General features: G+C 36.8%; 21 protein-coding genes. 14 read left to right on the top strand and 7 right to left on the bottom strand.

Features of this window, described 5'->3' with window-relative positions; all coding sequences use genetic code 11:
- Positions 1-78 precede the first annotated feature (78 nt).
- The 3 genes from EV142_RS04135 to EV142_RS04145 all read left to right on the top strand — a co-directional run bounded on the left by EV142_RS04135 (position 79) and on the right by EV142_RS04145 (position 2,838).
- Positions 79-1,494 (top strand): ATP-binding protein, encoded by a 1,416-nt coding sequence (locus EV142_RS04135; protein WP_132033201.1) that lies wholly within the window; start codon positions 79-81, stop codon positions 1,492-1,494.
- Between the two features lie 10 nt (positions 1,495-1,504).
- Positions 1,505-2,287 (top strand): enoyl-CoA hydratase/isomerase family protein, encoded by a 783-nt coding sequence (locus EV142_RS04140; RefSeq protein WP_132032967.1) that lies wholly within the window; start codon positions 1,505-1,507, stop codon positions 2,285-2,287.
- Positions 2,288-2,439: 152 nt separating this feature from the next.
- A complete protein-coding gene (locus tag EV142_RS04145; RefSeq protein WP_132032969.1) occupies positions 2,440-2,838 on the top strand; it encodes a hypothetical protein in 399 nt (132 codons plus the stop codon).
- A gap of 240 nt (positions 2,839-3,078) precedes the next feature.
- Here the strand turns inward: EV142_RS04145 and EV142_RS04150 are convergent, their stop codons facing one another.
- The 3 genes from EV142_RS04150 to EV142_RS04160 form a co-directional block, all read right to left on the bottom strand.
- Entirely contained in the window at positions 3,079-3,732 is a 654-nt protein-coding gene (locus tag EV142_RS04150) for a metal-dependent transcriptional regulator (RefSeq protein WP_132032971.1), read from the bottom strand.
- Between the two features lie 89 nt (positions 3,733-3,821).
- Entirely contained in the window at positions 3,822-5,693 is a 1,872-nt protein-coding gene (locus EV142_RS04155; protein ID WP_132032973.1) for an Nramp family divalent metal transporter, read from the bottom strand.
- A gap of 74 nt (positions 5,694-5,767) precedes the next feature.
- Complete coding sequence (locus EV142_RS04160; RefSeq protein WP_132032975.1) at positions 5,768-6,157, bottom strand: Fur family transcriptional regulator; 390 nt, start codon at positions 6,155-6,157, stop codon at positions 5,768-5,770.
- Between the two features lie 94 nt (positions 6,158-6,251).
- On the opposite strand from EV142_RS04160, the gene EV142_RS04165 reads away from it, so the two are divergent.
- The 8 genes from EV142_RS04165 to tnpA all read left to right on the top strand — a co-directional run bounded on the left by EV142_RS04165 (position 6,252) and on the right by tnpA (position 14,509).
- Positions 6,252-6,596, top strand: a complete 345-nt coding sequence (locus tag EV142_RS04165) for a MerC family mercury resistance protein (RefSeq protein ID WP_132032977.1) — start codon at positions 6,252-6,254, stop codon at positions 6,594-6,596.
- A 4-nt stretch (positions 6,597-6,600) separates the two neighbouring features.
- Positions 6,601-7,512, top strand: coding sequence for an NAD(P)/FAD-dependent oxidoreductase (locus tag EV142_RS04170; protein ID WP_132032979.1), 912 nt, complete (start codon positions 6,601-6,603; stop codon positions 7,510-7,512).
- 177 nt (positions 7,513-7,689) lie between these two features.
- Positions 7,690-9,987, top strand: a complete 2,298-nt coding sequence (locus EV142_RS04175) for a TonB-dependent receptor (RefSeq protein WP_132032981.1) — start codon at positions 7,690-7,692, stop codon at positions 9,985-9,987.
- A 180-nt stretch (positions 9,988-10,167) separates the two neighbouring features.
- Complete coding sequence (locus tag EV142_RS04180) at positions 10,168-10,632, top strand: thioredoxin family protein (RefSeq protein WP_132032983.1); 465 nt, start codon at positions 10,168-10,170, stop codon at positions 10,630-10,632.
- 18 nt (positions 10,633-10,650) lie between these two features.
- Complete coding sequence (locus EV142_RS04185; protein WP_132032985.1) at positions 10,651-11,814, top strand: lycopene cyclase family protein; 1,164 nt, start codon at positions 10,651-10,653, stop codon at positions 11,812-11,814.
- A gap of 215 nt (positions 11,815-12,029) precedes the next feature.
- Positions 12,030-12,440: a BrxA/BrxB family bacilliredoxin gene (locus tag EV142_RS04190; protein WP_029271207.1), complete on the top strand. Its 411-nt coding sequence runs from the start codon at positions 12,030-12,032 to the stop codon at positions 12,438-12,440.
- A 241-nt stretch (positions 12,441-12,681) separates the two neighbouring features.
- A complete protein-coding gene (gene trhO / locus EV142_RS04195; protein ID WP_132032987.1) occupies positions 12,682-14,052 on the top strand; it encodes an oxygen-dependent tRNA uridine(34) hydroxylase TrhO in 1,371 nt (456 codons plus the stop codon).
- Between the two features lie 22 nt (positions 14,053-14,074).
- Complete coding sequence (tnpA, locus tag EV142_RS04200) at positions 14,075-14,509, top strand: IS200/IS605 family transposase (protein WP_132032989.1); 435 nt, start codon at positions 14,075-14,077, stop codon at positions 14,507-14,509.
- A gap of 372 nt (positions 14,510-14,881) precedes the next feature.
- Here the strand turns inward: tnpA and EV142_RS04205 are convergent, their stop codons facing one another.
- From EV142_RS04205 to EV142_RS04220, 4 genes are all read right to left on the bottom strand, one after another.
- Positions 14,882-15,424, bottom strand: coding sequence for a hypothetical protein (locus tag EV142_RS04205; RefSeq protein WP_132032991.1), 543 nt, complete (start codon positions 15,422-15,424; stop codon positions 14,882-14,884).
- A 19-nt stretch (positions 15,425-15,443) separates the two neighbouring features.
- Positions 15,444-16,790 (bottom strand): ankyrin repeat domain-containing protein, encoded by a 1,347-nt coding sequence (locus tag EV142_RS04210; protein ID WP_238698779.1) that lies wholly within the window; start codon positions 16,788-16,790, stop codon positions 15,444-15,446.
- 28 nt (positions 16,791-16,818) lie between these two features.
- Positions 16,819-18,000, bottom strand: a complete 1,182-nt coding sequence (locus EV142_RS04215) for an ankyrin repeat domain-containing protein (RefSeq protein ID WP_132032995.1) — start codon at positions 17,998-18,000, stop codon at positions 16,819-16,821.
- Between the two features lie 452 nt (positions 18,001-18,452).
- Positions 18,453-19,793 carry a hypothetical protein gene (locus EV142_RS04220; protein ID WP_132032997.1) on the bottom strand — a complete coding sequence of 447 codons (1,341 nt, stop codon included), beginning with the start codon at positions 19,791-19,793 and terminating at the stop codon, positions 18,453-18,455.
- Between the two features lie 497 nt (positions 19,794-20,290).
- Here EV142_RS04220 and EV142_RS04225 point away from each other — a divergent pair, with 497 nt between their 5' ends.
- From EV142_RS04225 to EV142_RS04235, 3 genes are read left to right on the top strand one after another with little or no spacing between them, the layout of a single operon-like run.
- Positions 20,291-21,628 carry a PSP1 domain-containing protein gene (locus EV142_RS04225; RefSeq protein WP_132032999.1) on the top strand — a complete coding sequence of 446 codons (1,338 nt, stop codon included), beginning with the start codon at positions 20,291-20,293 and terminating at the stop codon, positions 21,626-21,628.
- The gene (locus EV142_RS04230) at positions 21,612-22,091 is read left to right on the top strand and encodes a gliding motility lipoprotein GldH (RefSeq protein WP_132033001.1); all 480 of its coding nucleotides are present in this window, start codon (positions 21,612-21,614) and stop codon (positions 22,089-22,091) included. Before EV142_RS04225 ends, EV142_RS04230 begins: the two co-directional genes overlap by 17 nt.
- 12 nt (positions 22,092-22,103) lie before the next feature.
- A complete protein-coding gene (locus EV142_RS04235; RefSeq protein ID WP_132033003.1) occupies positions 22,104-24,410 on the top strand; it encodes a penicillin-binding protein 1A in 2,307 nt (768 codons plus the stop codon).
- Positions 24,411-24,504: the final 94 nt, after the last annotated feature.

Raw genomic sequence — 24,504 nt, forward strand, 5'->3', positions numbered from 1 at the left:
TATAATTCATAACTTAAAAATATGTTGAACAACTTCAAAATGTCGATGCTTTCATTGCGTACCAGGATTTTCCTGTCGATGATTGTATTGATTGTTGTGGCATCTTTTTTACTGGCTTCCATTTCGATTATTCAATTTAAAAATGAAGCCAAGGAATATCACCAGGAACGTCTGGAACGTAAGGAAAATGCGGTTAAAGAACACATTAACTATGTGCTTTCGACGACAACATATCCTTTGAAAACGGGAAATCTGGATTTAATTTTTAAAGATAAAATCCATGAGTTAGCCCAGATTCATAAAATTGAAATTAATATTTACAGCCTCGACGGGAAATTGCTTAAATCTTCCAAAGAATCTTTTGCTGTAGACAAAGCGCCGCCGCCAATTCCGGAGTATATCCTGAAACTGGTCCGGTCTTCCATCGAAAAGCGTTTTGTAGATATTAAAACCATAGATGGCGTTAAAAACAGATCGTCTTACAGCTTAATTAAAGATGAAAAGTTCAAACCGCTTGGAATCCTCAATCTCCCTTATTTAGAAGATGACGGTTATTATGACAACGAGTTGAATACATTCTTAATTCGTTTAAGTCAGGTGTATTCCTTCATGCTTTTGGTGGCCTTTGCCCTGGCTTATTTTCTGTCGACCTACATCACAAAATCGTTAAAAACAATTTCAGACCGCCTCGAAGAAACCAATCTGGATCAGAAAAACGAGAAGATTGTTCTGGAAGCGAATAGTAAAGAAGTCAACTTTCTGATTAAAGCCTACAACGGAATGGTCGATAAGCTGGAAACCAGTGCGGTCAAACTGGCGCAAAGCGAACGTGAAGAAGCCTGGCGCGAAATGGCGAAACAGGTGGCCCACGAAATTAAAAATCCGCTTACGCCAATGCGTTTGACGGTACAGAGTTTTCAACGAAAATTTGATCCCACGGCTCCGGATGTAAAGCAAAAATTAAACGATTATTCCGAAACTTTAATTCAGCAGATTGATACCATGACCGCTGTTGCGTCTGCATTTTCAAATTTCGCTTCTATGCCGGCACAACAAAACGAAACCTTAAACGTGGTTGAGGTTGTAGAGCTTTCAGTGGATATTTTTAATGAAGAATATATTGTTTTTGAAAGCCAGGAGCAGGAAATCATTTCTAAAATGGATCGTACACAGTTAATCCGTGTAATTACCAATCTGGTTAAAAATGCAACGCAGGCCATTCCGGAAAGTCAGTTTCATAAATCTATTGTAGTTTCGGTGAAGCGCCGTAATGATAATGTCGAAATAGCCGTAAAAGACAACGGAATCGGGATCCAGAAACAGGATACCGGCAGGATTTTCGAACCAAAATTCACAACCAAAACCAGTGGAATGGGTCTTGGACTCGGAATTATAAAAAACATCATCGAAAATTACAAAGGAACAATTACCTTTGAATCAACATACGGAAAAGGAACCACATTCAGAGTTTCCTTACCGATCACAAACTCATAAATTCAGCGTCATGAACTACGAAAATCTTTTAATCGCAATCGAAGAAAAAATTGCAACCGTAACAATAAACAGGCCTACAAAACTAAATGCGTTAAACAAAGCGACCATTAGTGATTTAAGTAAAGCCGTAAAATTGTTAGCAAAAAATGATGACGTTCGTGTGATTATCATTACCGGAAGCGGCGAAAAAGCATTTGTGGCCGGAGCTGATATTTCAGAATTTGCCAATTATACAATTGTTGAAGGTGCTCAGTTAGCAGCTGAAGGACAAGAAACGTTATTTGATTATATTGAAAATTTAAAGAAACCCGTAATTGCGGCCGTTAATGGTTTTGCATTAGGCGGTGGATTAGAACTCGCAATGGCCTGTCATTTCAGAGTAGCTTCAGACAACGCTAAAATGGGATTGCCGGAAGTAACTTTAGGATTGATTCCGGGTTATGGAGGAACGCAGCGTTTGCCTCAGTTAGTTGGTAAAGGCCGTGCGATGGAAATGATTATGACCGCAGCCATGATTTCGGCAGAAGAAGCAAAACAAAATGGTCTGGTGAATCACGTCGTGCCTCAGGCAGAACTTTTAGAGTTTACGAAAGGAATTGCCGAAAAAATTATTAAAAATGCTCCATTTGCGATCAGCAGAGCGATAAAAGCCATTAATGCGAATTACAAAGATGGAAAAGATGGTTTTGAAACCGAAATAAAATCTTTCGGAAAATGTTTCGGAACTCAGGATTTTAAAGAAGGAACAACAGCATTCTTAGAAAAACGCAAAGCTGAATTTACAGGAAAGTAATTTTTTCTAACCGCAAAGTTTGCAAAGAATTACGCAAAGCACACAAGGAAATTAAAAAATGTATCGAAATTTGCGGTAAACCAACACAAAGCGACTCAAAGTAATTAAAAACTTAGAACCTTAGCATCTCAGAACCTTAGAACCTTAAAAAAATGTACGAACCTATATTCGCTCTTTTTTGCGAACGCGTCAAAGAAAGCATTCAAAATGGCACTTTTGCCAAACTGACCTTAGCCAAAACGATTGGCGATACAGAGATCAAGAACATCTATTTTCGTTTAGTATTAAACGAAGACGATACCTATTCAATTTCACTCACGACTCGCTATAAAACCGAAGAAATAGAAAGCACTCACACTTTAGATGAAGCTTTATTGGTCTTGGGAACCTATATTAAAAATCCGTTTTTGACCGCTTTATTGTTTACAACAGACAATGATGTGACTTTTAAAGTAAACAAAAAGAACGCCGGAAGTATTATCGAACAAGAGCCAACTTTTAAAAATGCGTCACCCGTAATGCTCGAAATGATAGAGAAGGGTATTGTTTAATACCAAGGATTGATTGGAGGAGCTAATCCCGCTATCCGTTACAATCTTTTATGGCGAACCCCGCCATAAAAGGATTTCCACTGCTATCGGGGCTAGAATGCACTTGGTTTATCAGGCTGAGCGAGGTCGAAGCTCCCGTCTGCTGAATTACTTTGCCGGACTTGGATTTCGCTCCGTCTGACAAAAGAATAAGACCTTCGAACCTCTGTGCAGCTCTTCGTGAATCTCCGTGAAAAAATCCTAAACCAGCTTCACAAACAAATTCGAAGCGATTTTATTAGAAATAGACAATTCTCTGCTGTCCACTTTTATTCGTAACGATAAATCGAAAGACTCCTTAGAAATAAATTCGATTTTTGATCCCAAAGCAATTTCCTGTTTGTCCAGATATTTCAGGAATTCTGAAGAAGTATCTTTTACGCCCACACAAACTCCGGTTTGCCCTTCGTTTAATTCAGAAAGCAGGTATTTTTCGATTTTAACAATGCGTCCGTTAGCATCCGGAATCGGGTCACCATGAGGGTCTTCCGTCGGATTTCCCAGAAAATCATCCAGTCGGTTAATCAGTTGTTCCGATTTAATGTGTTCAAGCTGTTCCGCAATATCGTGAACCTCATCCCAGGAGAAATTTAGTTTTTCAACCAAAAATACTTCCCACAAACGGTGCTTTCTAACAATCATTTTTGCGGCCAGTTTACCATTTTCGGTCAAAGAGACCCCTTGGTACTTTTTATAATTTACCAAATCTTTATCCGCCAGCTTTTTAAGCATATCCGTAACCGAGGAAGCTTTCGTTTCCATCATTTCGGCAATAGCGTTCGTACTCACTTCCGAATCGTTGGAAGTCGTAAGGTGATATATTGATTTAAGATAATTTTCTTCTGAAAAAGTCATTTTTTTATTTTTTGAGGTTCAAAGTTGCAAAGGTACAAAGGCTCATAGTTTCTAAGCCTTTGTACCTTTGTCACTCTGGAACTTTGCACCTATTTTTTAACAATCAACAAAGGTATCGAAATTTTATGTCTCAATTTGTCTACGGTTGTTCCAAATAAAATATCTTTTAGGCCAGTGTGACCGTGGGTTCCCATGACCAAAATGTCAAAATTACCCTGATTGATAATCTTCGGAATCACGGTGTTAGGTTTTCCAAAACCGAGTTCTGTTTCGATCCTGAAGCCCTTTTGGGAAAGCATCTCTTTGTATTCTAATAATAATTTTTCATCGATAGTGGTTTCGTGATCGTCAACATGACCTCCGTACATTAACGCGCCGACAGTTTCTACAATATGAATTAAGGTATATTGCGCATCAATTCCGCCCAATTCAAAGGCATTGTTGAGCGCAGCTTCATCGGCTTTAGAAAAGTCTACGGAAATCGCGATGTTTTTCTTGCTGTAAGTTTCCCTTGGAGAATATTGCAATTTTAAATGATGCGGGGAATGATTCTCAATATTTGATTTTGCTCTGGCGATAAAAGGTTTCGCAATGATGTATAACAATAAGGCAAGAAAACTAAAAGCAAGCGGAACAACTGTAACCCATAAAATGATTGGATGATTTGAGTTTTCGAGCCAGGAAGTAATTTCATCGTAAACCAATTTAGCATTTAATGAAACGATGATCAGGGCAATAATCCAGGCAGCGACCTGCGTTGTTCGCGAAATATGAAACCCTTTCATTTTGGTTTTATCGCTCACAAAATGAATGAGAGGAATAATAGCAAAGCCTAATTGTAAACTCAAAATAACCTGACTCAGAATCAATAATTTTCCGGTTACGCTTTCGCCATAAATCAAAATCACGATAACAGCAGGTACAATGGCGATTAAACGGGTTATGATTCTTCGCACCCAGGGCTGTATGCGTAAATTCAGATAACCTTCCATTACAATTTGTCCGGCTAAAGTTCCTGTTACAGTCGAACTCTGTCCGGCAGCAATTAAAGCAACCGCAAATAAAATCGGAGCCCATTTCGTTCCCAGTAAAGGCTGTAAAAACTGATGTGCATCCTGAATTTCCGCAACTTCAAACATTCCGTTTCTGTAGAATGTAGCCGCGGCCAAAATCAAAATAGCAGCATTGACGAAAAAGGCAAGGTTTAAAGCAATGGTGGAATCTATAAAGTTGTATTTCAAAGCCTGTTTGATTCCCGCCGGAGTTCTGTCAAATTTTCGGGTTTGTACCAAAGAAGAGTGTAAGTATAAATTGTGGGGCATTACAGTAGCACCAATAATTCCGATGGCGATATACAAAGCAGCAGAATTTGGCATTGACGGAATAAGTCCGTACAGTACTTTGTCCAGCTCCGGTTCGGCAAATATCATTTCGAAAATGAATGAAAATCCGATAATCGCGACCAGAACAATTATAAACGCTTCCATTTTACGGATTCCTTTATTGATTAGGAAGAGTAATAAAAAAGTATCTAAAACCGTAATCAAAACACCTTCGATCAATGGAATATCAAAAAGAAGGTTTATTCCGATCGCCATTCCTAAAACTTCTGCCAAATCACAGGCCGCAATCGCAATTTCGGACAGAAAGTATAAAATGTAATTGATAAACTTCGAGTACGTTTCCCGGGAAGCCTGTGCTAAATCCCGTTGTGTTACAATTCCAAGACGGGCACTTAAACTTTGAAGCAACAAAGCCATTAAGTTACTCATTAATAAAACCCAAAGTAAAGAGTAACCAAATTGGCTTCCTCCGGCAATGTCTGTTGCCCAGTTTCCGGGATCCATATAGCCTACGCTTACTAAATAGGCCGGACCTAAAAAGGCTAATATTTTTCTGAATCCTGTTTTTTTATGCTCTGTTGCAACCGATTGGTGTACTTCTTCTAAAGATTTGGTCATTGTAGAAATGTTGTTTGAACAAATATAGGTATAAATTACATTTGCGCAACAATATTTTTAGGCAAGTCTAAAATCTAAATGTTAGAATTTAAACAATTCGGACACAATCCCGATAAGGTAAAATTGATGTCATTGACTTTGTAATTATGCGGAATGATATAACTCGGTTTTACACTTTCAAGACAAGTGATCTCAAGACAGTTTTCACAGCTGAAATGAGCATGATTGTGTATCGTAACCGGATGCGCATGATGGCATTTCGCATACTTAACCGTACCGTCAAGACCTACAATTTTATGCACAATATCATCATTGACCAAGCGATCCAATATTCTGTAAACCGTAACGCGATCGCATAAATCAGCGGTTAATTTATAAATTTCGGTATGGGACAGTGCCGTTTTAGATTTACCAAAAATCTCTAAAACGGCCGTCTTTGCTGTGGTATTACGTGTTGTTTTCATTCGTTAAGAATTAAAATATATTAACGCAACTATGTTGCTATTTAAAATTTAGTGTATATTTGCAACAAAATTGCATTAAGCAAATATACAAGAAATGAAGAAAGTTTCAACATACTTTTACGATATTTTAGGAATTTCAAGTGCGACCATTTGTCTGGTGCATTGTTTGGTTTTTCCGCTGCTTACAATTCTGCCTTTGGGGTTGAGTCATAATCCTTTTGTCGATTTGACTTTTGCCACCGTAGGATTATTTGCAATTCTCAAAATTATTAAAAAATCCAGCTTATTGGTAGCAAGTATTCTTATTATTTCAATGTCTTTGATCTGGATTAGTGTTTGGAGCGAATTTTTTCTGGACATTCATCTGAATCTGATCTTTATTGGCGGCATCGGAATGATCATTGGACATTTTCTAAATTATAAATCTCATAAAAAATAAAATCATGATACAAGACACAAACTTTGAAGTTATTATTATCGGCGGAAGTTACAGCGGACTCTCAGCCGCAATGAGTTTAGGACGTTCTTTACGAAACGTTTTGGTGATTGACAGCGGTTTGCCTTGTAACCGACAAACACCACATTCGCATAATTTTATTACACAAGATGGCGAGAAACCTGCCGTTATTTCGGCGAAAGCCAAAGTGCAGGTCGATTTTTACGACACCGTTCAGTTTTACAACGGATTAGCAATAAGTGCCATTAAGACGAAAAACGGATTTGAAATCACAACGGAATCCGGAAAAGTGTTCCTTTCCAAAAAAGTGTTGTTCGCAACCGGTGTAAAAGATTTGTTACCGGAAATTGCCGGTTTTGCGGAATGCTGGGGTATTTCCATTATACATTGCCCATATTGCCATGGCTATGAAGTAAAAAAAGAGAAAACAGCAATTATTGCAAATGGTGATATGGGTTTTGAATATGCCAAAATGATTTCGAACTGGTCCAAAGACCTGCGACTGATCACAAATGGAAAATCAACTTTAAGTTTAGAACAAACTCAAATCCTGAAGAAACATAAAGTTGAAATTATTGAAGAAGAAATCGTCGCCATAGACCATGAAAATAGGAATGTTCACCAAATCATCTTTAAAAACCAATCAAAAATAGGCGTAAAAGCTATTTACTTTAAGGCTCCTTTTGAACAGCATTGTCCTTTACCGGAATCTTTAGGTTGCGAATTAACCGAACAAGGCTTGTTGCGGGTAGATCCTTTTCAGAAAACTACGATTCCAGGAGTTTTTGCCAGCGGTGATTGCCATATTCAGGCAAGATCTGTGGCTATGGCGGTTTCTTCAGGTTCTTTAGCCGGAGCCATGATCAATAAAGAGCTTATTGACGAATCGTTTGTATAGCCATCTTTTTTTTGCCACAGATTTCACGGATTGAAATGATTAATCTTTTTAATCCGTGAAATCTGTGGCAATAATAACCACAATCCATTGAATTAGAAAACATTTAAATATTTTTATATTTAAAACTGTATTTGTCAAATTTAATTTTTAGTTTTGCCTAAATTTAATTTTACAAGAATGAAAAAACTATTTTTGATATTGCTTTTGTTTGGTTTAAACTATTCTTATGCACAAGGAACTTCTGTTATCTGTGGATTTGTCTCAGCGGAAGGCCATAAATTGCAGTTGGTAAACATTCATTTAGCAGGAACAAAACATAAAACGGTTACCGACAGTTTAGGGTATTATAAATTAGAAAACGTTGCTGCTGGAAATTACACCATTCAGGTCTCTCAAATGGGATTTCAGACTTTGAAAAAGAAAATAGAAGTAGTCAAGGATTCCATTCAATCGTACGATTTCGAATTGACCGATAATGAGAATCAGCTGAATGAAGTGGTCGTTTCCGGAACTTTGAAAGCAGTAAGAAGATTAGAAAGCGCTGTTCCGGTTGAGGTTTATTCACCGGTTTTCTTTAAGAAAAACCCAACGCCAAGTATTTATGAAGCTCTTCAAAACATCAATGGTGTCAGGCCACAGCTCAATTGTGGCGTGTGTAATACGGGAGATATTCACATTAACGGACTCGAAGGCCCCTATACGTTGGTTTTAATTGACGGAATGCCAATTGTGAGCAGTCTTTCAACGGTTTATGGTTTGTCCGGAATTCCGAATTCTCTGGTAGAAAGAATTGAAATCGTAAAAGGCCCGGCCTCTTCTTTATACGGAAGTGAAGCGGTGGGCGGTTTGATTAACATTATTACCAAAAACCCAACCAACGCGCCGCTGTTTTCTGCGGATGTTTTTTCGACCACTTACTTAGAAACCAATGTTGATTTGGGAATGAAATTCAATCCAACCAAAAAAGCAACGACACTTTTGGGAATCAATTACTTCAATTACAATCAGGTTATTGATAAGGATAAAGACAATTTTACGGATGTAACGCTTTCTGAAAGGATTTCGGTTTTTAATAAATGGAGTTTTTTACGCGATGATAATCGTTTGTTTACCATCGCAGCACGCGGAATGTACGAAGATCGCTGGGGCGGAGACGTTCGTTGGGAGAAAAAGTACCGCGGTGGAGATGAAATTTACGGCGAAAGTATTTATACCAAAAGAGGGGAATTGATTGGAAGTTATCAATTGCCTTTTGAAGAAAAATTGATGCTTTCGTTCTCCGGTAACGTACATTATCAGGACAGCCGTTATGGAACTACATCTTATATTGCCAATCAAAAAATTGGTTTTCTGCAACTGACCTGGGATAAGAAAATTGGCCGAAATGATTTTCTTGCCGGAATTGCCAATCGATATTCCTATTATGATGATAATACTACAGCGACAAAAGAAGCCGAAAGTACCTGGCTGCCCGGAATTTTTGTTCAGGATGAAATTACGCTTTCTCCCAAAAGTCAGGTGTTGCTGGGAATGCGTTACGATTACAACTCGATTCACGGTTCTATTTATACACCACGAGTGGCATACCGGTGGAAAAAGAATGAAAATACGATTTTCCGTCTGAACGCCGGAACCGGATTTCGTGTAGTGAATTTATTTACCGAAGATCACGCAGCACTTACGGGTTCCAGGGATGTGGTCATTAAAAGTGATTTAAAACCCGAACAATCGGTGAATGTAAATCTGAATTATATTCAGAAAATAAACTTTACCAACGGAACTTTTATCGGAATTGAAACTACAGCTTTTTATACGCGATTCAGTAATAAAATCATATCCGATTATGAAACGGATCCGAATAAAATCATTTATGACAACATTAATGGCTATGCGTTGAGTCAGGGAATCAGCACGAATGTAGATCTAAATTTTCCGTCAGGATTAAAGTTTATTGTCGGAGCGACTGTTCTGGATAACAAAAATGTGGAAAACGGAGTTTCCCAGACGCCTTTTTTAACCGAGAAATTTACGGCAACCTGGAGTGTTTCGTACAAAATAGATTCGATGAATTTACTATTGGATTATACCGGAAATGTCTACAGTCCGATGAAGTTGCCCTTGTTGAGTGATTTAGATCCAAGAAGCCCGAAGTCGCCCTGGTACAGTATTCAGAATATTCAGTTTACGTACTTTGGATGGAAGAATTTTGAACTTTACGGCGGAATCAAGAACTTACTGAACTTTACACCTAAGCAAAACAATCCATTTTTGATTTCGAGAACCAATGACCCGTTTGACAAAAACGTGCAAACTTCTGATGGTACGGCTATTGGCATGAGAGGTAACGTAGTTCCAAAAGGCCAAATAGTAGATACTCCCGATAATCCCTACGGTTTAACTTTTGACACGACTTATGTCTACGGGCAAAATCAAACGATTCGCGGGTTTTTCGGACTGCGGTATACTTTGCGATAAATGCTTTTTGCCACAGATTCACACAGATTAAAATGATTCTAAAACTTATTGTCATCCTTAGCTAAGTCTAATACTTTTAAGCAGAAGGCTTCGACTTCGCTCAGCCTAACAAGGATTATCAAAAAACAAGAAAAAAAATCCGTTTATCTGTGCAATTAGTGGCGAAAAAAAACAAAAAAAATGAAAAAGCTAACGTTAATTATTTTCTTTTTTGGAACTACTTCAACAGGATTCTGCCAGCTTAAAAGCAGCTCTTTTGAGGAAGTCGATAGCTTACAGCACATTCAAAAGCGAAAAATAATCGTTTTTATCCATACCGATTGGTGTCAGTTTTGCCATAGAATGAAAAGGACCACTTTCAAAAATCAGGAAATAATTCAAAAACTGAATTCAGATTTTTACTATGTGGATTTTAATGCCGGTGAAAAACGAGCTATCACATTTAATAATCAGGTTTTTAAATATCAGCCATCAGGTAATAACGTTGGCGTTCACGAATTGGCTTTGCAATTGGGAACGGTGAACAGTCAGATCGTGTATCCGGTGTTATGCGTTTTGAATGAGAAAAACGAGATCATTTTACAGTACAATAATTATCTCGGGCCTAAAGATTTTAATCTTCTTTTAGAAAAATTGAAAGAATAAAATTCCTTATTTTTGAGAATGCAATCTTCACAAATCAAACATTTCAATTATATTTTTACCGGAACAGGTTTATCGGCATTGATGACGGTTTATAAAATGGTGTTGTCCGGAAAATTTTCTGATAAATCAATTTTATTACTGGATGAAGACGCGAAAAAGACCAACGACAGAACCTGGTGTTTTTGGGATAAAGAAGAATCTCTTTGGGATTCGATAATTTCCAAAAAATGGGACTCGGCTTTGTTTGCCAACGAAGATTTCAAACGAGATTTAGATCTGAAGCCCTACCAATACAATCAAATTCGTGGATTAGACTTTTATAATTTTGTTTTTCAAACTGTTTCAAAGCAATCCAATATTACTTTTTTAACGGAAAAAGTAACGGATATCAATGAACTCGAAACCCATGTTTTTGTGGGAACAGAAGCCAACCGATATACTTGTGATTATCTATTCAATAGTATTTATACCAGATCTTTTGCTTTGAGCCAGACGAAATACCCTGTTTTGCAGCAGCATTTTGTGGGTTGGTTTGTAAAAAGTGAATCTGAAATCTTCCATCCGGAACAAGCCACTTTTATGGACTTTTCGGTAGAACAAAGAGGGAATACACGTTTCATGTACGTTTTGCCCACTTCTAAAACCGAAGCTTTAGTGGAGTACACACTGTTTTCTGGAAATCTGCTTCCTACAGCAGAATACGAAAATGAGATTCAGATCTATTTGAGAAACCTCGGAGCTGATCAGTACGAAATTACCGAAAAGGAGCAGGGCAGTATTCCCATGACCTGTTATCCTTTCTGGAAAAAAAACACCAAACGCGTTTTAAATATTGGCACGGCTGGTGGCTGGACCAAAGCAAGTACGGGTTATACGTTTAAAAATTCAGATAGAAAATCATCTGAATTAGTAGAGTTCCTACAACACAATCCTGCTCCAAAAATGGCTTCATTTCATAAAAAAAGCAGGTTTTGGTTTTATGATTTGTTGCTTTTGGATATTCTGTACGGTCATAATGAAATAGGTAGCCGCATTTTTTCATCTTTATTCAAAAAAGGCAACCCGGCTTTGATTTTTAAATTTTTGGATGAAGAAACGAATATATTGGAAGATTTTGAGGTGATTTTAAAATGTCCCAAGATACCTTTTGTTAAGGCATTGTTTCGGGTATTATTCCAATAAAAAATTTATTTCGCGCAGATTTGCAGGATTAAGCGAATTATAATTTATCAGAATCTGAGTCAAAAAAACGGCGCAATCTATCAAATTTGAGTCCGAAATTTTCGACAATTGTATTATCAATCATACTATAACAAAACTTTATACTTCAAATTAAGTAGTTGCGAGTAAACTTTGTAACTTTGCAGTTCAAAAGTAAAATTTAAAAATAAAGAAATATGTATCCAGAAGAAATGGTAAAACCAATGCAAGCTGAATTGACTGCTGCAGGTTTTCAAGATTTACATAGTGCTGACGCGGTAGATAACGCTATCAAAGCTGAAGGTACCACTTTGGTTGTTGTAAACTCTGTTTGTGGTTGTGCTGCAAGAAATGCACGTCCGGGAGCAAAAATGAGTTTAGAAGGTGCTAAAAAACCAGATCACTTAATTACAGTTTTTGCTGGTGTTGACAAAGAAGCGGTTGATGCTGCAAGACAACATATGTTCCCTTTTCCTCCATCATCGCCATCTATGGCTTTGTTCAAAAACGGAGAATTAGTTCACATGTTAGAGCGTCACCACATCGAAGGTCGCCCTGCTGAATTGATCGCTGAGAACTTGCAGGATGCTTTTAATGAGTATTGTTAATTTTTGAGGTTCTAAGATTTTTATTTTTTAGGTTCAAAGAGGCAAAGTTACAGAGGAACAAAGATTTTAAAAGCACTATTAATTTAGTGCTTTTTTGTTTTTTAATATTCATGTTTAAAATCTTTGAACCTTTGCTTCTCTGTGCCTCGGAACCTTTGTAACTATGAGCCTTTGCAACTTAGAACCTTTTTCCTTACTTTTGCAAAAAAAATAATTTCTAAACTTAAAAACTGTTTATAGCATGCAACTGTACAACACTTTAAGCGCAGAAGAAAGAGCCATCATGATCGATGATGCCGGTAAACAACGACTAACGTTGTCTTTCTATGCGTATGCCAAAATTCAAGATCCCAAAAAATTTCGTGATGATTTATTTGTAGCCTGGAATAAGCTCGATGCTTTAGGCCGAATTTACGTTGCCAATGAAGGAATAAATGCCCAGATGAGTATTCCGGAAGAAAATTTGGAGGCTTTTAGGGAAACTCTTGAAGTTTATGATTTCATGAAAGGCATACGACTGAATGAAGCGGTAGAACATGATGATCATTCGTTTTTAAAACTCACTATTAAAGTTCGTGATAAAATCGTTGCTGACGGTTTAAACGACGAAACTTTTGATGTAACCGACATAGGCGTTCACCTGAAAGCCAAGGAATTCAACCAAATACTTGACGATCCAAACACCATTGTTGTTGATTTTAGAAATCATTACGAAAGTGAAGTTGGACACTTTAAAAACGCTATCACTCCGGATGTAGAAACATTCAGAGAGAGTTTGCCCATTATCAACGAACAGCTTCAAAATCATAAAGAAGACAAAAACCTGGTGATGTATTGCACGGGTGGAATTCGTTGCGAGAAAGCAAGTGCTTATTTCAAACATCAGGGTTTTAAGAATGTTTATCAGTTAGAAGGCGGAATTATTAATTACGCCAAACAACTAAAAGAAGAAGGTCTGGAAAGCAAATTCATCGGGAAAAACTTTGTATTTGATAATCGTCTTGGCGAAAGAATTACCGAAGATATCATTTCACAATGTCACCAATGCGGAAAACCTTGTGACAACCATACCAATTGCGAAAATGACGGATGCCATTTGTTGTTTATTCAATGTGATGAATGTAAAGCAACAATGGAAAACTGCTGCTCTACAGAATGTTTGGATATTATTCACCTGCCTTTGGTGGATCAGGTTCGTCTGAGAACCGGAAAACAAGTAGGGAACAAGGTATTCAGAAAAGGAAAATCTGAAAATCTAAAATTCAAACATTCCGGGGAATTAGCGGATACAGTTTTGGCTGCAGCCGAAAAGAGCGAAGCTAAACCAGCTGATATCCGTCAGAAAATAAAAGTAAAGAAAGCATTGCTTGGAAAAGCGGAACATTATTATGTAAAAGCAAAAGTTGGGCAATTTACAGTTGAAAACCAGACGTTGCAAATTGGCGATAAAATCTTAATTTCCGGACCAACAACAGGTGAGCAGGAATTGGTTTTAGACAAAATGATCGTGAATGGTGTTGAAACTACCACAGCAAATATTGGTGACAAAGTAACTTTTGAAGTTCCTTTTCGTATTCGTTTGTCAGATAAGTTGTATAAAATTGTAAATTAGCAGAAATTTTGCTAATTTATTTATGTCACAGTCCTTTACCAAATTATGGATTCATGCAATTTGGGCAACGAAACATCGTCAAGAATTAATTGATTTTTCAATTGAGAAGAGGATGTATGATTTTATTTGGCAGGAGTTAACCGAACTCGGATGTCCAGTTAGAATCATAAATGGAATGCCAGATCATGTGCATGTTTTGTTTTTACAAAATCCACAAAAAACTATCTCAGATATTGTGAAGCAAATAAAAGGAAGTTCTTCTCATTTTATAAATAGAGAAGACCTTATCCTTGAAAAATTTGCCTGGCAAACTGGCTATGCGGCTTTTTCTGTTAGCGAGTCTCAGGTAGATGCTGTTTACTATTATATTAAAAATCAAAAACAACATCATCTAAAGAAAAACGGTCAAGATGAATTTGATGATTTTGTAAAATTGCATGGTTTGGGAAATAAATGATTGCTCATTTAACACGTTTCCCGTGGTTGAAACCACGGGCTATATTTTAACATTGCTAGAGAAAGCATTGCCTGCGGTTTAAACCGCAGGAGGACAAGTGTCGGCTATAATTATTGTGTCAAAATGGATCGGGTGCATTTTCAAATGTCCAGAAAAGATGGAAAATCGGTTTTGATTCATTCGCAAAATGCAAAAGGTTTTTATACATTAAAATCTCCCAATCATATTAGTGTCTAAAGTTTTGAATTGGCCGCAAAGCCATGTCCGGTGAAGATTATTAGGGTCAAAGAAACTTAGCAATAAAAAAAGAAACCCTATTTCGTATCATTACAAAACAGGGTTTTTCTTTTTTCCTAAAACTTTGTTTAATTATTAAATACCAAATTTGGCATCAATGCTATGCTTTTCGGCATAAGCTTTTGCAACATTCATCAATTTTGTAAACTTGGCATCAATATCGTTTTGAGTTGAGGCATCAAAATCTGCTATCTCTTTTTGTATTTGTTCAGGTGAGGCCTTTTCGTCTTTCATTTTGGCAATTGGCAAATAACCTTCTTTTTCTTTGGCAATTGCATAATTGAATAGATCCTTCGATGCCTGAAGAAGCGCTCTATTGTCATCATTTTCCTCTATTTCTTTAATTTTGTTCAATTGAGTTTCTAAATTGGTGATATCAAATTTAAAGTAATCATAATAAGAAGAAGCAACCATATTTTTTTTGCTCTCATCATATATCTGAGGTTCAGAATCCAGCTTAAAATTGATGTCCTTACTGCCAAAGCGCGATAATAAATTAGAATTTAAAGCAGCTATATCAAAAGTTTTTTCTGGCGTATGGGTTGTACAAGAACTAGAAACTATACTTGTGGCGATTACTATTAAAAACAGCGTAATGGTATTTAAGATTTTTTTCATTTTTAAGTTTGTTATTTATTTATCCTTTTAAGATTTTACTTTTCTCAGCATCAAATTCTTCTGTTGTCAAAATTCCGGCATCTAATAACTCTTTAAGATCCAGTAAGGCTTTTTTCTTTGCCTCCATTGAATTTGAAGTATCGGCTTTTGGTGCGTCTGTTTGTGAGGTTGTATGTATTGGACTCACAACTGTTCCTGAAGGCGCAAATTTCAGAATCAGCTCTGTAATCTCATTAAAACCTTTTACATTCGAATAATCAATTGCTTTTTGCTCTTTTACGTTTACAATGGAAGCGTCTGCTTTATTTTCGAGTAAATATTTAACAACATCTTTTTTTCCGTTTGCCGCGCTGTAATGCAAAGGCGTATTCCCGGATTCGTCTTGTATGTTGATATTGGCACCAGATTCGATAAGCAGTTTTACCATGCTTAAATTACCTTTTTTAGTAGCCACATGCAAAAGGCTTTCGCCACCATAAGTATAACTGCTATTCAGTGTAAAACTGGATTCGTTAGAAATGTTGGAGGCACTTAACACCCAATCCAGATAATCATTCATAGATGAGGTATCGCCGGCCACTGGCTTACTGTAATTTACATCGACGCCGTTTTCTAAAAACAAAGCCACAATTTCCTTTTGATTATTCGCGCAGGCGTACCAAATTGGAGAATAGCCATTGTTGTTGGATGTAAACACAGCTGCACCTCTTTCAACCAAAAGTTTGGCCAGCATTCGATTGGTTTCGTAGCAGGCAATCAAAAGAGCATTTTCGCCAGCGTGATTTGCATGGTTGATGTCGGCACCATTATCCAAAAGCAGGGTCACCATTGGGATCGATTTTGTGTAGCAGGCGTAAAGCAAAGGTGTGTTTCCTTGTTTATCGGTTACATTAATATCTGCTCCTTTATCTAAAAGCAATTGAATAATTTCCCGGTTTAATTTCGCTGAAGCCAATAATAGCGGAGTTTCTCCATTGTTATTCAAAAGATTAACATCAATATCCGCTTGAAGCAACTTTGTTGCAATTTCAATTTGAGCAGTTTGAACAACCAAATGTAAAAGACTATTTCCGTATTTATCATTTTTGGTAATTTCTGCACCATTTTCCAATAAGTGCAATGCAGTTTGTTTTTGTTTTTGCAGACAGGCAAAGTACAAAGGGGTTTCTCCCTGATGGTCTTCGTAGTTAATATCGGCACCGTCGTCAGTTAATATCTTTACAATATCCAGGTATCCTCTATGGGCGGCATAATGCAATGCAGTTCTCCCTTTTTCATCTGTATATTTTACATCGACTTCTTTATTTTGAAGTAGTAGTTCGGCTATTTTTCGGTTGCCGTTTTCGCAGGCAATTATAAATGACATTGACATAGAATCTTGATTTTATATAAGTTTAGGCTTTCATTAAAAGTTCGACAGTCTTAATTTTCAAATTATCTGTAGAAGCGAGTGTAAGAGCATTTTCATCTTTATCATTGGTGATATCTTTATCTGCCCCAATTTCCAGAAGTAATTTTACCTTTCTGTAGATTTCTTTTGCGGCTTCGGCATCGTAATTTACATTGTACGCGCAGACTTTATGCAAAATGGTATTTCCCTGATTGTCCTGTTCGTTAACGTTAATAAATCCGCTGTCCAATACCGATTTTAGAATACCTGATTTTTTCTCCGCAATATAATCCAGGCCTGATTTTGGATTTCCGTAATATTGCGCACAGTGATTTAAGTCGGCACCATCTGAAAATAATCTCTGAAGTGAATTCAGATCATGCTCTGAATCAGACATCATTCGGATAAATTCGGTCAGCAAGGTTCTTCCGTCTTTATTGATAGTATTGAAATTGGCTGATGAAGATGCTGCCAAAAGTTCATACATGGGAATAGAAAACTGTTCGCCAACCGCATAATAAAAGGAACTGTTTTGCTGATTATCTGTTTCGTTAGGGTCAGCTCCATTTTCTAACAGCAATGGAATATATTCCTTTTTGTTTCTTTTAACGGCATACATCAGTGGTGTCGTGCCTACTACATTTTTTTCATTAATGTCAACACCGTTTTCCAGCAGTATTTTAATATATTCCTGTCCTTTTTCGGCATTTAGGGAATAGTTGTTTACGATTTTATGAATGAAATTCTCCTGTGCGTTGTTTTTATATTGGGCATTGCAGCCAAAATCTTCTATTAAGCTTTTAATTACTTCCGGAACGGCTTCTTTTTCGATACAATATCCCAGTAAAGTCTGATCGCTGATTTCATCGTTACTATTGTCAACTTTCGACATTATTTCTTTGAAAAAGGAAATAGATTCTGCATCATTTTTTATATTTCGCGAAAGAGAGTTGAATATTGATTTGTCAAAACTGTCCAGTTCGTAAATATCAGTCTCGATAAAACCCGCTTTTATCAATCTGTCAATGAAATCCATTTCTTTGGCTTCAATAATTTTGGCTGTGATTTGAGAAAAATTATTTTGAAGATATTGTCCGTTAAAATTTTCGCCGTTATTCAGGGATTCTCTGGCCTCGTCAAATTTTCCCTGAAAAAGGAAATTTTCAATCTGGTTTTGTGTTTGCATTTGCATTTGATATTTAAAAATGATGATAATAGTTTGCTTTGTAATTATTGACTTCACAAACGATGCTGTAAGACAAAACATAAAATTCGTAAATATATTTCAGGATAAAAATTAAAAATGACAGTTTAAGTGGTAAAAGCAACAGAACAGGTTTTTTAAATTAGGATTGGATGTGTTTCCCGGTTAACGCAGACAGATATGGTAAAATTCAGTAAGTTCCATTTTGGAACATACTGCGTGATGCCAAACTGCAAAATAAATTTCATTTTGCCATAACAGCAAAAACTGCAAGCTGATAAAAAAGCAGTTGCAGTTTATGAAGTGTTCAATAAAACCCAAAAAATTTCTGATTTTGATAAAGCAACAAAAGATCTAAAATAAACTTAGGCAAGTGAAGAACTTGCCCCGTAGTACTTTTTGAAGTTAAAAACACAACGATTCGTCTGGTGTTGCTATTCTTTTTTAATGGTTATGAATGGGCTTTCTCCTTTTTTCACTATTTCAAAAAAGTTTCTAACAAATTCATCACCATCTTCTTCATCCCAAACTTCAGGACGTAGTAAGTGCTCACGGCGGTGGCGATCACCATAGCCATCTATGAGAAAATGGTCTGAATACCCGAGGATTTCCATATGTTTCCCTTTCATATCTAGACGCATATCGTGTTCATCATCATTGAAAATATAAGGGGCTTTTGTTTTTCCGTCAATTTGGAGGACTCCATCATTATATTCGCCTATTATTCCATATTTGGCATCGACATCTCCGGATATAACAATCCAGGCGTTTTCAGAATAAAGAATATCGCATTTTACATCTCCCGTTATAAGTAAAGTCATATAATCGTCATCCCACAAATCAGCACCTTCTAAGGTTACATTGCCAACGATGAGGAAGGCCATTTCGATTTCGTCAACATCTAATGATTCTGTTTGCGCCAGCAGCCACTCAGAATCTAATCTATGATTAAGAAAGACATCGCCGGTAATCATTAATATTTCGCCAACGTCAGGAATGTCAGAGTCAAGGAAACCATATTTATCCATTGCTTCATAGCCGTCAATAATCTCTACTTTAAGGTTGTTTTCGATAAGTACTGCAGGTTTTTTTTCGTCTTCGGTAATTCTTGCCTTTATTTTTTTTGTGATAGCGTTTGCTCTTTCTAAAAAATTATAATCGTCATCAGATAAGGTTTGTAATATTTCTTCATTTCTGTTTTTTAACCATATTTTGTAATCTGGATCATTGAGAAGCTCTTCAAAATAAGGGTTATTTTTATCTTTTATTAAGGTGGTTCGTATTATTTCATACGCTTCTTCTTTACGGTTTAATTTTAGCAAAAGGCGCGCACGTGTATCATAAAGATATAATTGATCCTTGTTGCCATCTTCAATATAGTGACATGCTGTTTCTGTCATTTTTAATGCTTCATGGAGTAGTTTTTCATCATCAGTGTTTTCATACCTTTGCCATGCTATGAAGTTGTTGGCATAACGTATTACTTCTTTCTGAAATTTCCCCCATTCTGTATAATGCCAAATGTTACCTGCAGCAATATAGGGCTTTAACAGCTCTAAACAGGTATTTGCCGCCTCAATGCCTTTTGGAAGATAGTCGTTTAGTAAATGGCTGCAGACAAACATAATCGAATAATAGGAATAAAGTTTATCATATTCATCGTCTTTTGTTGTGGAGAGTTCAATGGCTTTTTCGTAGATCGGTATCACACTAGGATTTTTATAGTCAATCTTTTGGATACTTACTGCTTCATTAATTAGATCTTTTGCTGTCATGGGTTCCTGAATTTTAATTGTATAATAATTTTATGTTGTTTGTGATTCTTGTCATACGAGGTTCGCACTATCAAAGGTGTTGATTGAAAAAATCGTAGCCCGATTGCAGTAGTATTGAAAATCTTTCAAGATTTTCGAGGCAAATTTTGAAAAAGAAAAGGATTATTCTATTGTGTTTGTAATAATTGGTATACATCAATTAATAAACAGAATATTGCTGTTATATGCGGTTGTCGTAAATTGATCGTGTCTCTCAGATAAGAGGAATTGTTGTTGCGGAAGTGTTGAAAATATTGAAACAAAATTCAATGAAAAAAACTAAAATAACAGCTTTAAAAACATTTTCGAAAACCTATTTTGCGTGAAACCGAATAGGTTTTTCTTTTTAACACCCCTTTAGTTTTAATCCATAAAAAGCAAACTAAAAAAAATACTATCTTTACCGATCAAACGTTTATGAACTTAAGTCGCGTTTTTGCGACACTACATATAGAATTATGGCATGTACAAGTTGTTCAACTTCAGATGGTGGCTCACCAAAAGGTTGTAAAAATAATGGGACTTGCGGCACCGATAGCTGCAATAAATTGACTGTTTTTGACTGGCTTGCGAACATGAGTCCGTCTAATGGAGAGGCAATTTTTGATTGTGTTGAGGTACGTTTCAAGAACGGACGAAAAGAATTTTTCAGAAATACAGAGAAATTAACGTTAAGTATTGGTGATATTGTAGCAACTGTTGCATCACCGGGACATGATATTGGAATCGTTACTCTGACAGGAGAATTGGTAAAAATTCAAATGAAGAAAAAAGGCGTTAATCACGAAAGTAATGAAGTGCCGAAAATCTATAGAAAAGCCTCCCAAAAAGATATTGATATCTGGTCTGTTGCGCGTGAACGTGAAGAGCCAATGAAGGTTCGTGCCCGTGAATTGGCAATTCAGCATAAACTGGAAATGAAAATTTCCGATATTGAATTTCAGGGAGACGGATCAAAAGCAACCTTTTACTACACGGCAAACGACAGAGTCGATTTCAGGCTTTTGATTAAAGATTTTGCAAAAGAATTCAGTACGAGAGTCGAGATGAAACAAGTTGGTTTCCGTCAGGAAGCGGCACGTCTTGGCGGAATTGGTTCTTGCGGAAGAGAACTTTGCTGTTCGACCTGGTTAACAGATTTTAGAAGTGTCAATACATCAGCAGCACGTTACCAGCAACTTTCACTTAATCCTCAGAAATTAGCCGGACAATGCGGAAAACTAAAGTGTTGTCTGAATTATGAGCTTGATACCTACATGGATGCCCTGAAAGATTTTCCGGATTACGATACTAAATTGGTAACCGAAAAAGGAGATGCAATCTGCCAGAAACAGGATATTTTTAAAGGTCTGATGTGGTTCGCCTACACGAATAATTTTGCAAACTGGCATGTTTTAAAAATTGATCAGGTAAAAGAAATTATCGCTGAAAACAAGCAGAAAAATAAAGTTTCTTCGCTGGAAGATTTTGCTATTGAGGTAACTTTAGAACCTGAAAAAGATTTTAATAACGCAATGGGCCAGGAAAGTCTTACCCGTTTTGATCAGCCAAAAAGAAAGAAAAAAACAAACCGCAAACGCAAACCAAATGCTGAAAATGCAGTTGTTGCCAATGTGGCTCCGGCAAAACCGCAGGGAAATAACAACAACAATAAACCTGCAGGAGGAAATCCGAACAAACAAAACAAGCCGAACAACAAACCCAATAATTCGAATAAACCCAACAATTCGAATGACAACAAACCGGCAGAACCTAGAAAACCTATAATTATTACTAAAAATGAGAATAAAAATTAGCGGGATTCTTATTTTGGCAGCGATACTTCTTTTTTCCTGTGATAAAAAAAGAGTGTTTGATGAATACAAATCTGTTGGCAGTGCCTGGCACAAAGACAGTGTTGTTACCTTCGACCTGCCTGTTTTGGATTCTACGAAGAAATACAATTTGTTTGTAAATTTGAGAGACAATGACAATTATCCATTCAATAATTTGTTTTTAATTGTTGCTATTGAAACACCAAGCGGATTTACCAAAGTAGATACCTTAGAATACCAAATGGCAAATCCGGATGGAACGCTGTTAGGAAATGGTTTTACAGATATAAAAGAAAGTAAATTGTATTACAAAGAAGACGTAAAGTTTAGAGGAAAATATAAAGTATACATCAAACAAGCCGTTAGGGAATCAGGAAAAATTCCGGGTGTTCAGGCTTTGGAAGGTATTACGGACGTAGGTTTTAGAATAGAACAAAAAGATTAGACGAATATATTTATGGCTACTAAAAAAAACAATCAAACCAATAGTATTAAAGACATTAACTACTATAAAAATAAATTCTGGAGAATTTTTGCCTATACGTTATTAGGTGTTTTAGCTTTCTTTTTATTTGCTTCATGGGGATTATTCGGCTCCATGCCTTCTTTTGAAGATCTGGAAAATCCGGATTCTAATTTAGCTACCGAGATTATTTCTTCTGATGGAGTAGTTATCGGTAAATATTTCAAAACCAACAGATCACAACTTAAATATTCAGATTTACCAAAAAGCCTGGTGGAAGCTTTGGTTGCAACCGAAGATGCCCGTTTTTATGAGCATTCAGGAATTGACGGACGCGGAACTTTAAGAGCCGTTTTTACGTTAGGAACAAATGGAGGAGCAAGTACCTTAACACAACAATTAGCAAAACAATTGTTTCATGGAGAAGGATCTAAATTTCTGCCTTTCAGAATCGTACAAAAAATAAAAGAATGGATTATTGCCATTCGTCTGGAAAGACAATATACCAAGAATGAAATTTTGGCGATGTACTGCAACGTTTATGATTTTGGAAATTATTCAGTTGGAGTTAGTTCTGCCGCACAAACCTACTTTTCGAAAGACCCGAAAGATTTAACGATGGACGAATCGGCTATTTTGGTCGGAATGTTCAAAAACTCAGGATTATACAATCCTGTTAGAAATCCGGAAGGAGTAAAAAACAGACGTAATGTCGTGCTTTCTCAAATGGAAAAAGCAAAAATGATTTCTTCTGCTGAAAAATTAAGATTACAGGCTTTGCCAATTGCCTTAAAATTTAAACTGGAAAGCCATCGTGAAGGAACGGCTACCTATTTCAGGGAATATCTTCGTGATTACATGAAGAAATGGGTTTCCGAAAATAAAAAACCGGATGGTTCTGATTATGACATCTACAAAGATGGTTTGAAAATTTACACCACTATCGATTCCAGAATGCAGCAATATGCTGAAGAAGCAGTTTCGGCACACATGAAAAACCTGCAACAGCAGTTTTTTATTGAAATGAAGAACAATAAAAATGCTCCTTTTGTCAATATTACCAAAGCTGAAACGGATCGTATTATGATGCAGGCCATGAAGAATTCCACGCGTTGGTCTATCATGAAAGATATGGACAAAAGTGAGGATGATATCATAAATTCATTCAAAGTAAAAACAAAAATGCGCATATTTACCTGGAAAGGAGAGCGTGATACTACTATGACTCCACTGGATTCTATTCGTTATTACAAGCATTTTTTACAATCAGGTTTAATGGCGATGGAGCCTCAAACCGGAAATATAAAAGCCTGGGTAGGCGGAATCAATTATAAATATTTCCAGTACGATCACGTAGGACAGGGAGCAAGACAGGTAGGTTCTACTTTTAAACCATTTGTTTATGCAACGGCAATCGAACAATTAAATATGTCACCTTGCGATTCTATACTTGACGGACCATTTATGATCCATAAAGGCCGTCACCACGTAACGGAAGACTGGGAACCAAGAAACTCAGACAACAGATACCGCGGAATGGTTACTTTAAAACAAGGTTTAGCGAATTCTATCAATACGGTTTCTGCAAAATTAATTGACAGAACGGGTCCTGAGGCTGTTGTTGAATTAACAAAGAAATTAGGAGTAAAAACAGAAATCCCGGTACAACCGTCAATTGCATTAGGTGCTGTTGATATTACGGTTGAAGACATGGTTGCTGCTTACAGCACATTTGCCAACCAGGGAGTTTATGTAAAACCACAATTTTTAAGCCGTATCGAAAACAAAAGCGGAGAGGTTATTTACGAGCCGATTCCGGAATCGCATGACGTTCTGAATAAAGACATTGCTTTCGCAGTAATCAAATTGCTTCAGGGTGTAACGGAAACAGGTTCCGGTGCACGTTTGCGTACGCAGGGCGGTGGAAGTGGAGATAATCGCTGGACAGGATATCCGTACATGTTCACGAACCCGATTGCCGGTAAAACAGGAACAACACAAAACCAGTCAGATGGTTGGTTTATGGGAATGGTTCCAAATTTGGTAACCGGAGTCTGGGTAGGTTGTGAAGACCGTTCAGCACGTTTCAAAAGTTTGACTTATGGTCAGGGAGCAACGGCTGCATTGCCGGTTTGGGCTTATTTTATGAAACTTTGTTATGCCGATCCGGGACTTCAGGTCTCTAAAGCTGAATTTGAGCGTCCGGCTAATCTTTCCATAAAAGTCGATTGTTACTCAAGACCGGCAGTTGTAAAAGATACGACACAAACAGAACAAAATACAGACGAATTCGAACTCTAGTTTAATTTCGTTTCTCCAATAAAAAATCCTTTTGTAACTTCTGAATCCGGAAGAGCACAAAAGGATTTTTTTTTGTAGTATATTATAAAATGTT

The sequence above is a fragment of the Flavobacterium circumlabens genome (assembly GCF_004345565.1).
Taxonomy (GTDB): Bacteria; Bacteroidota; Bacteroidia; order Flavobacteriales; family Flavobacteriaceae; genus Flavobacterium; species Flavobacterium circumlabens.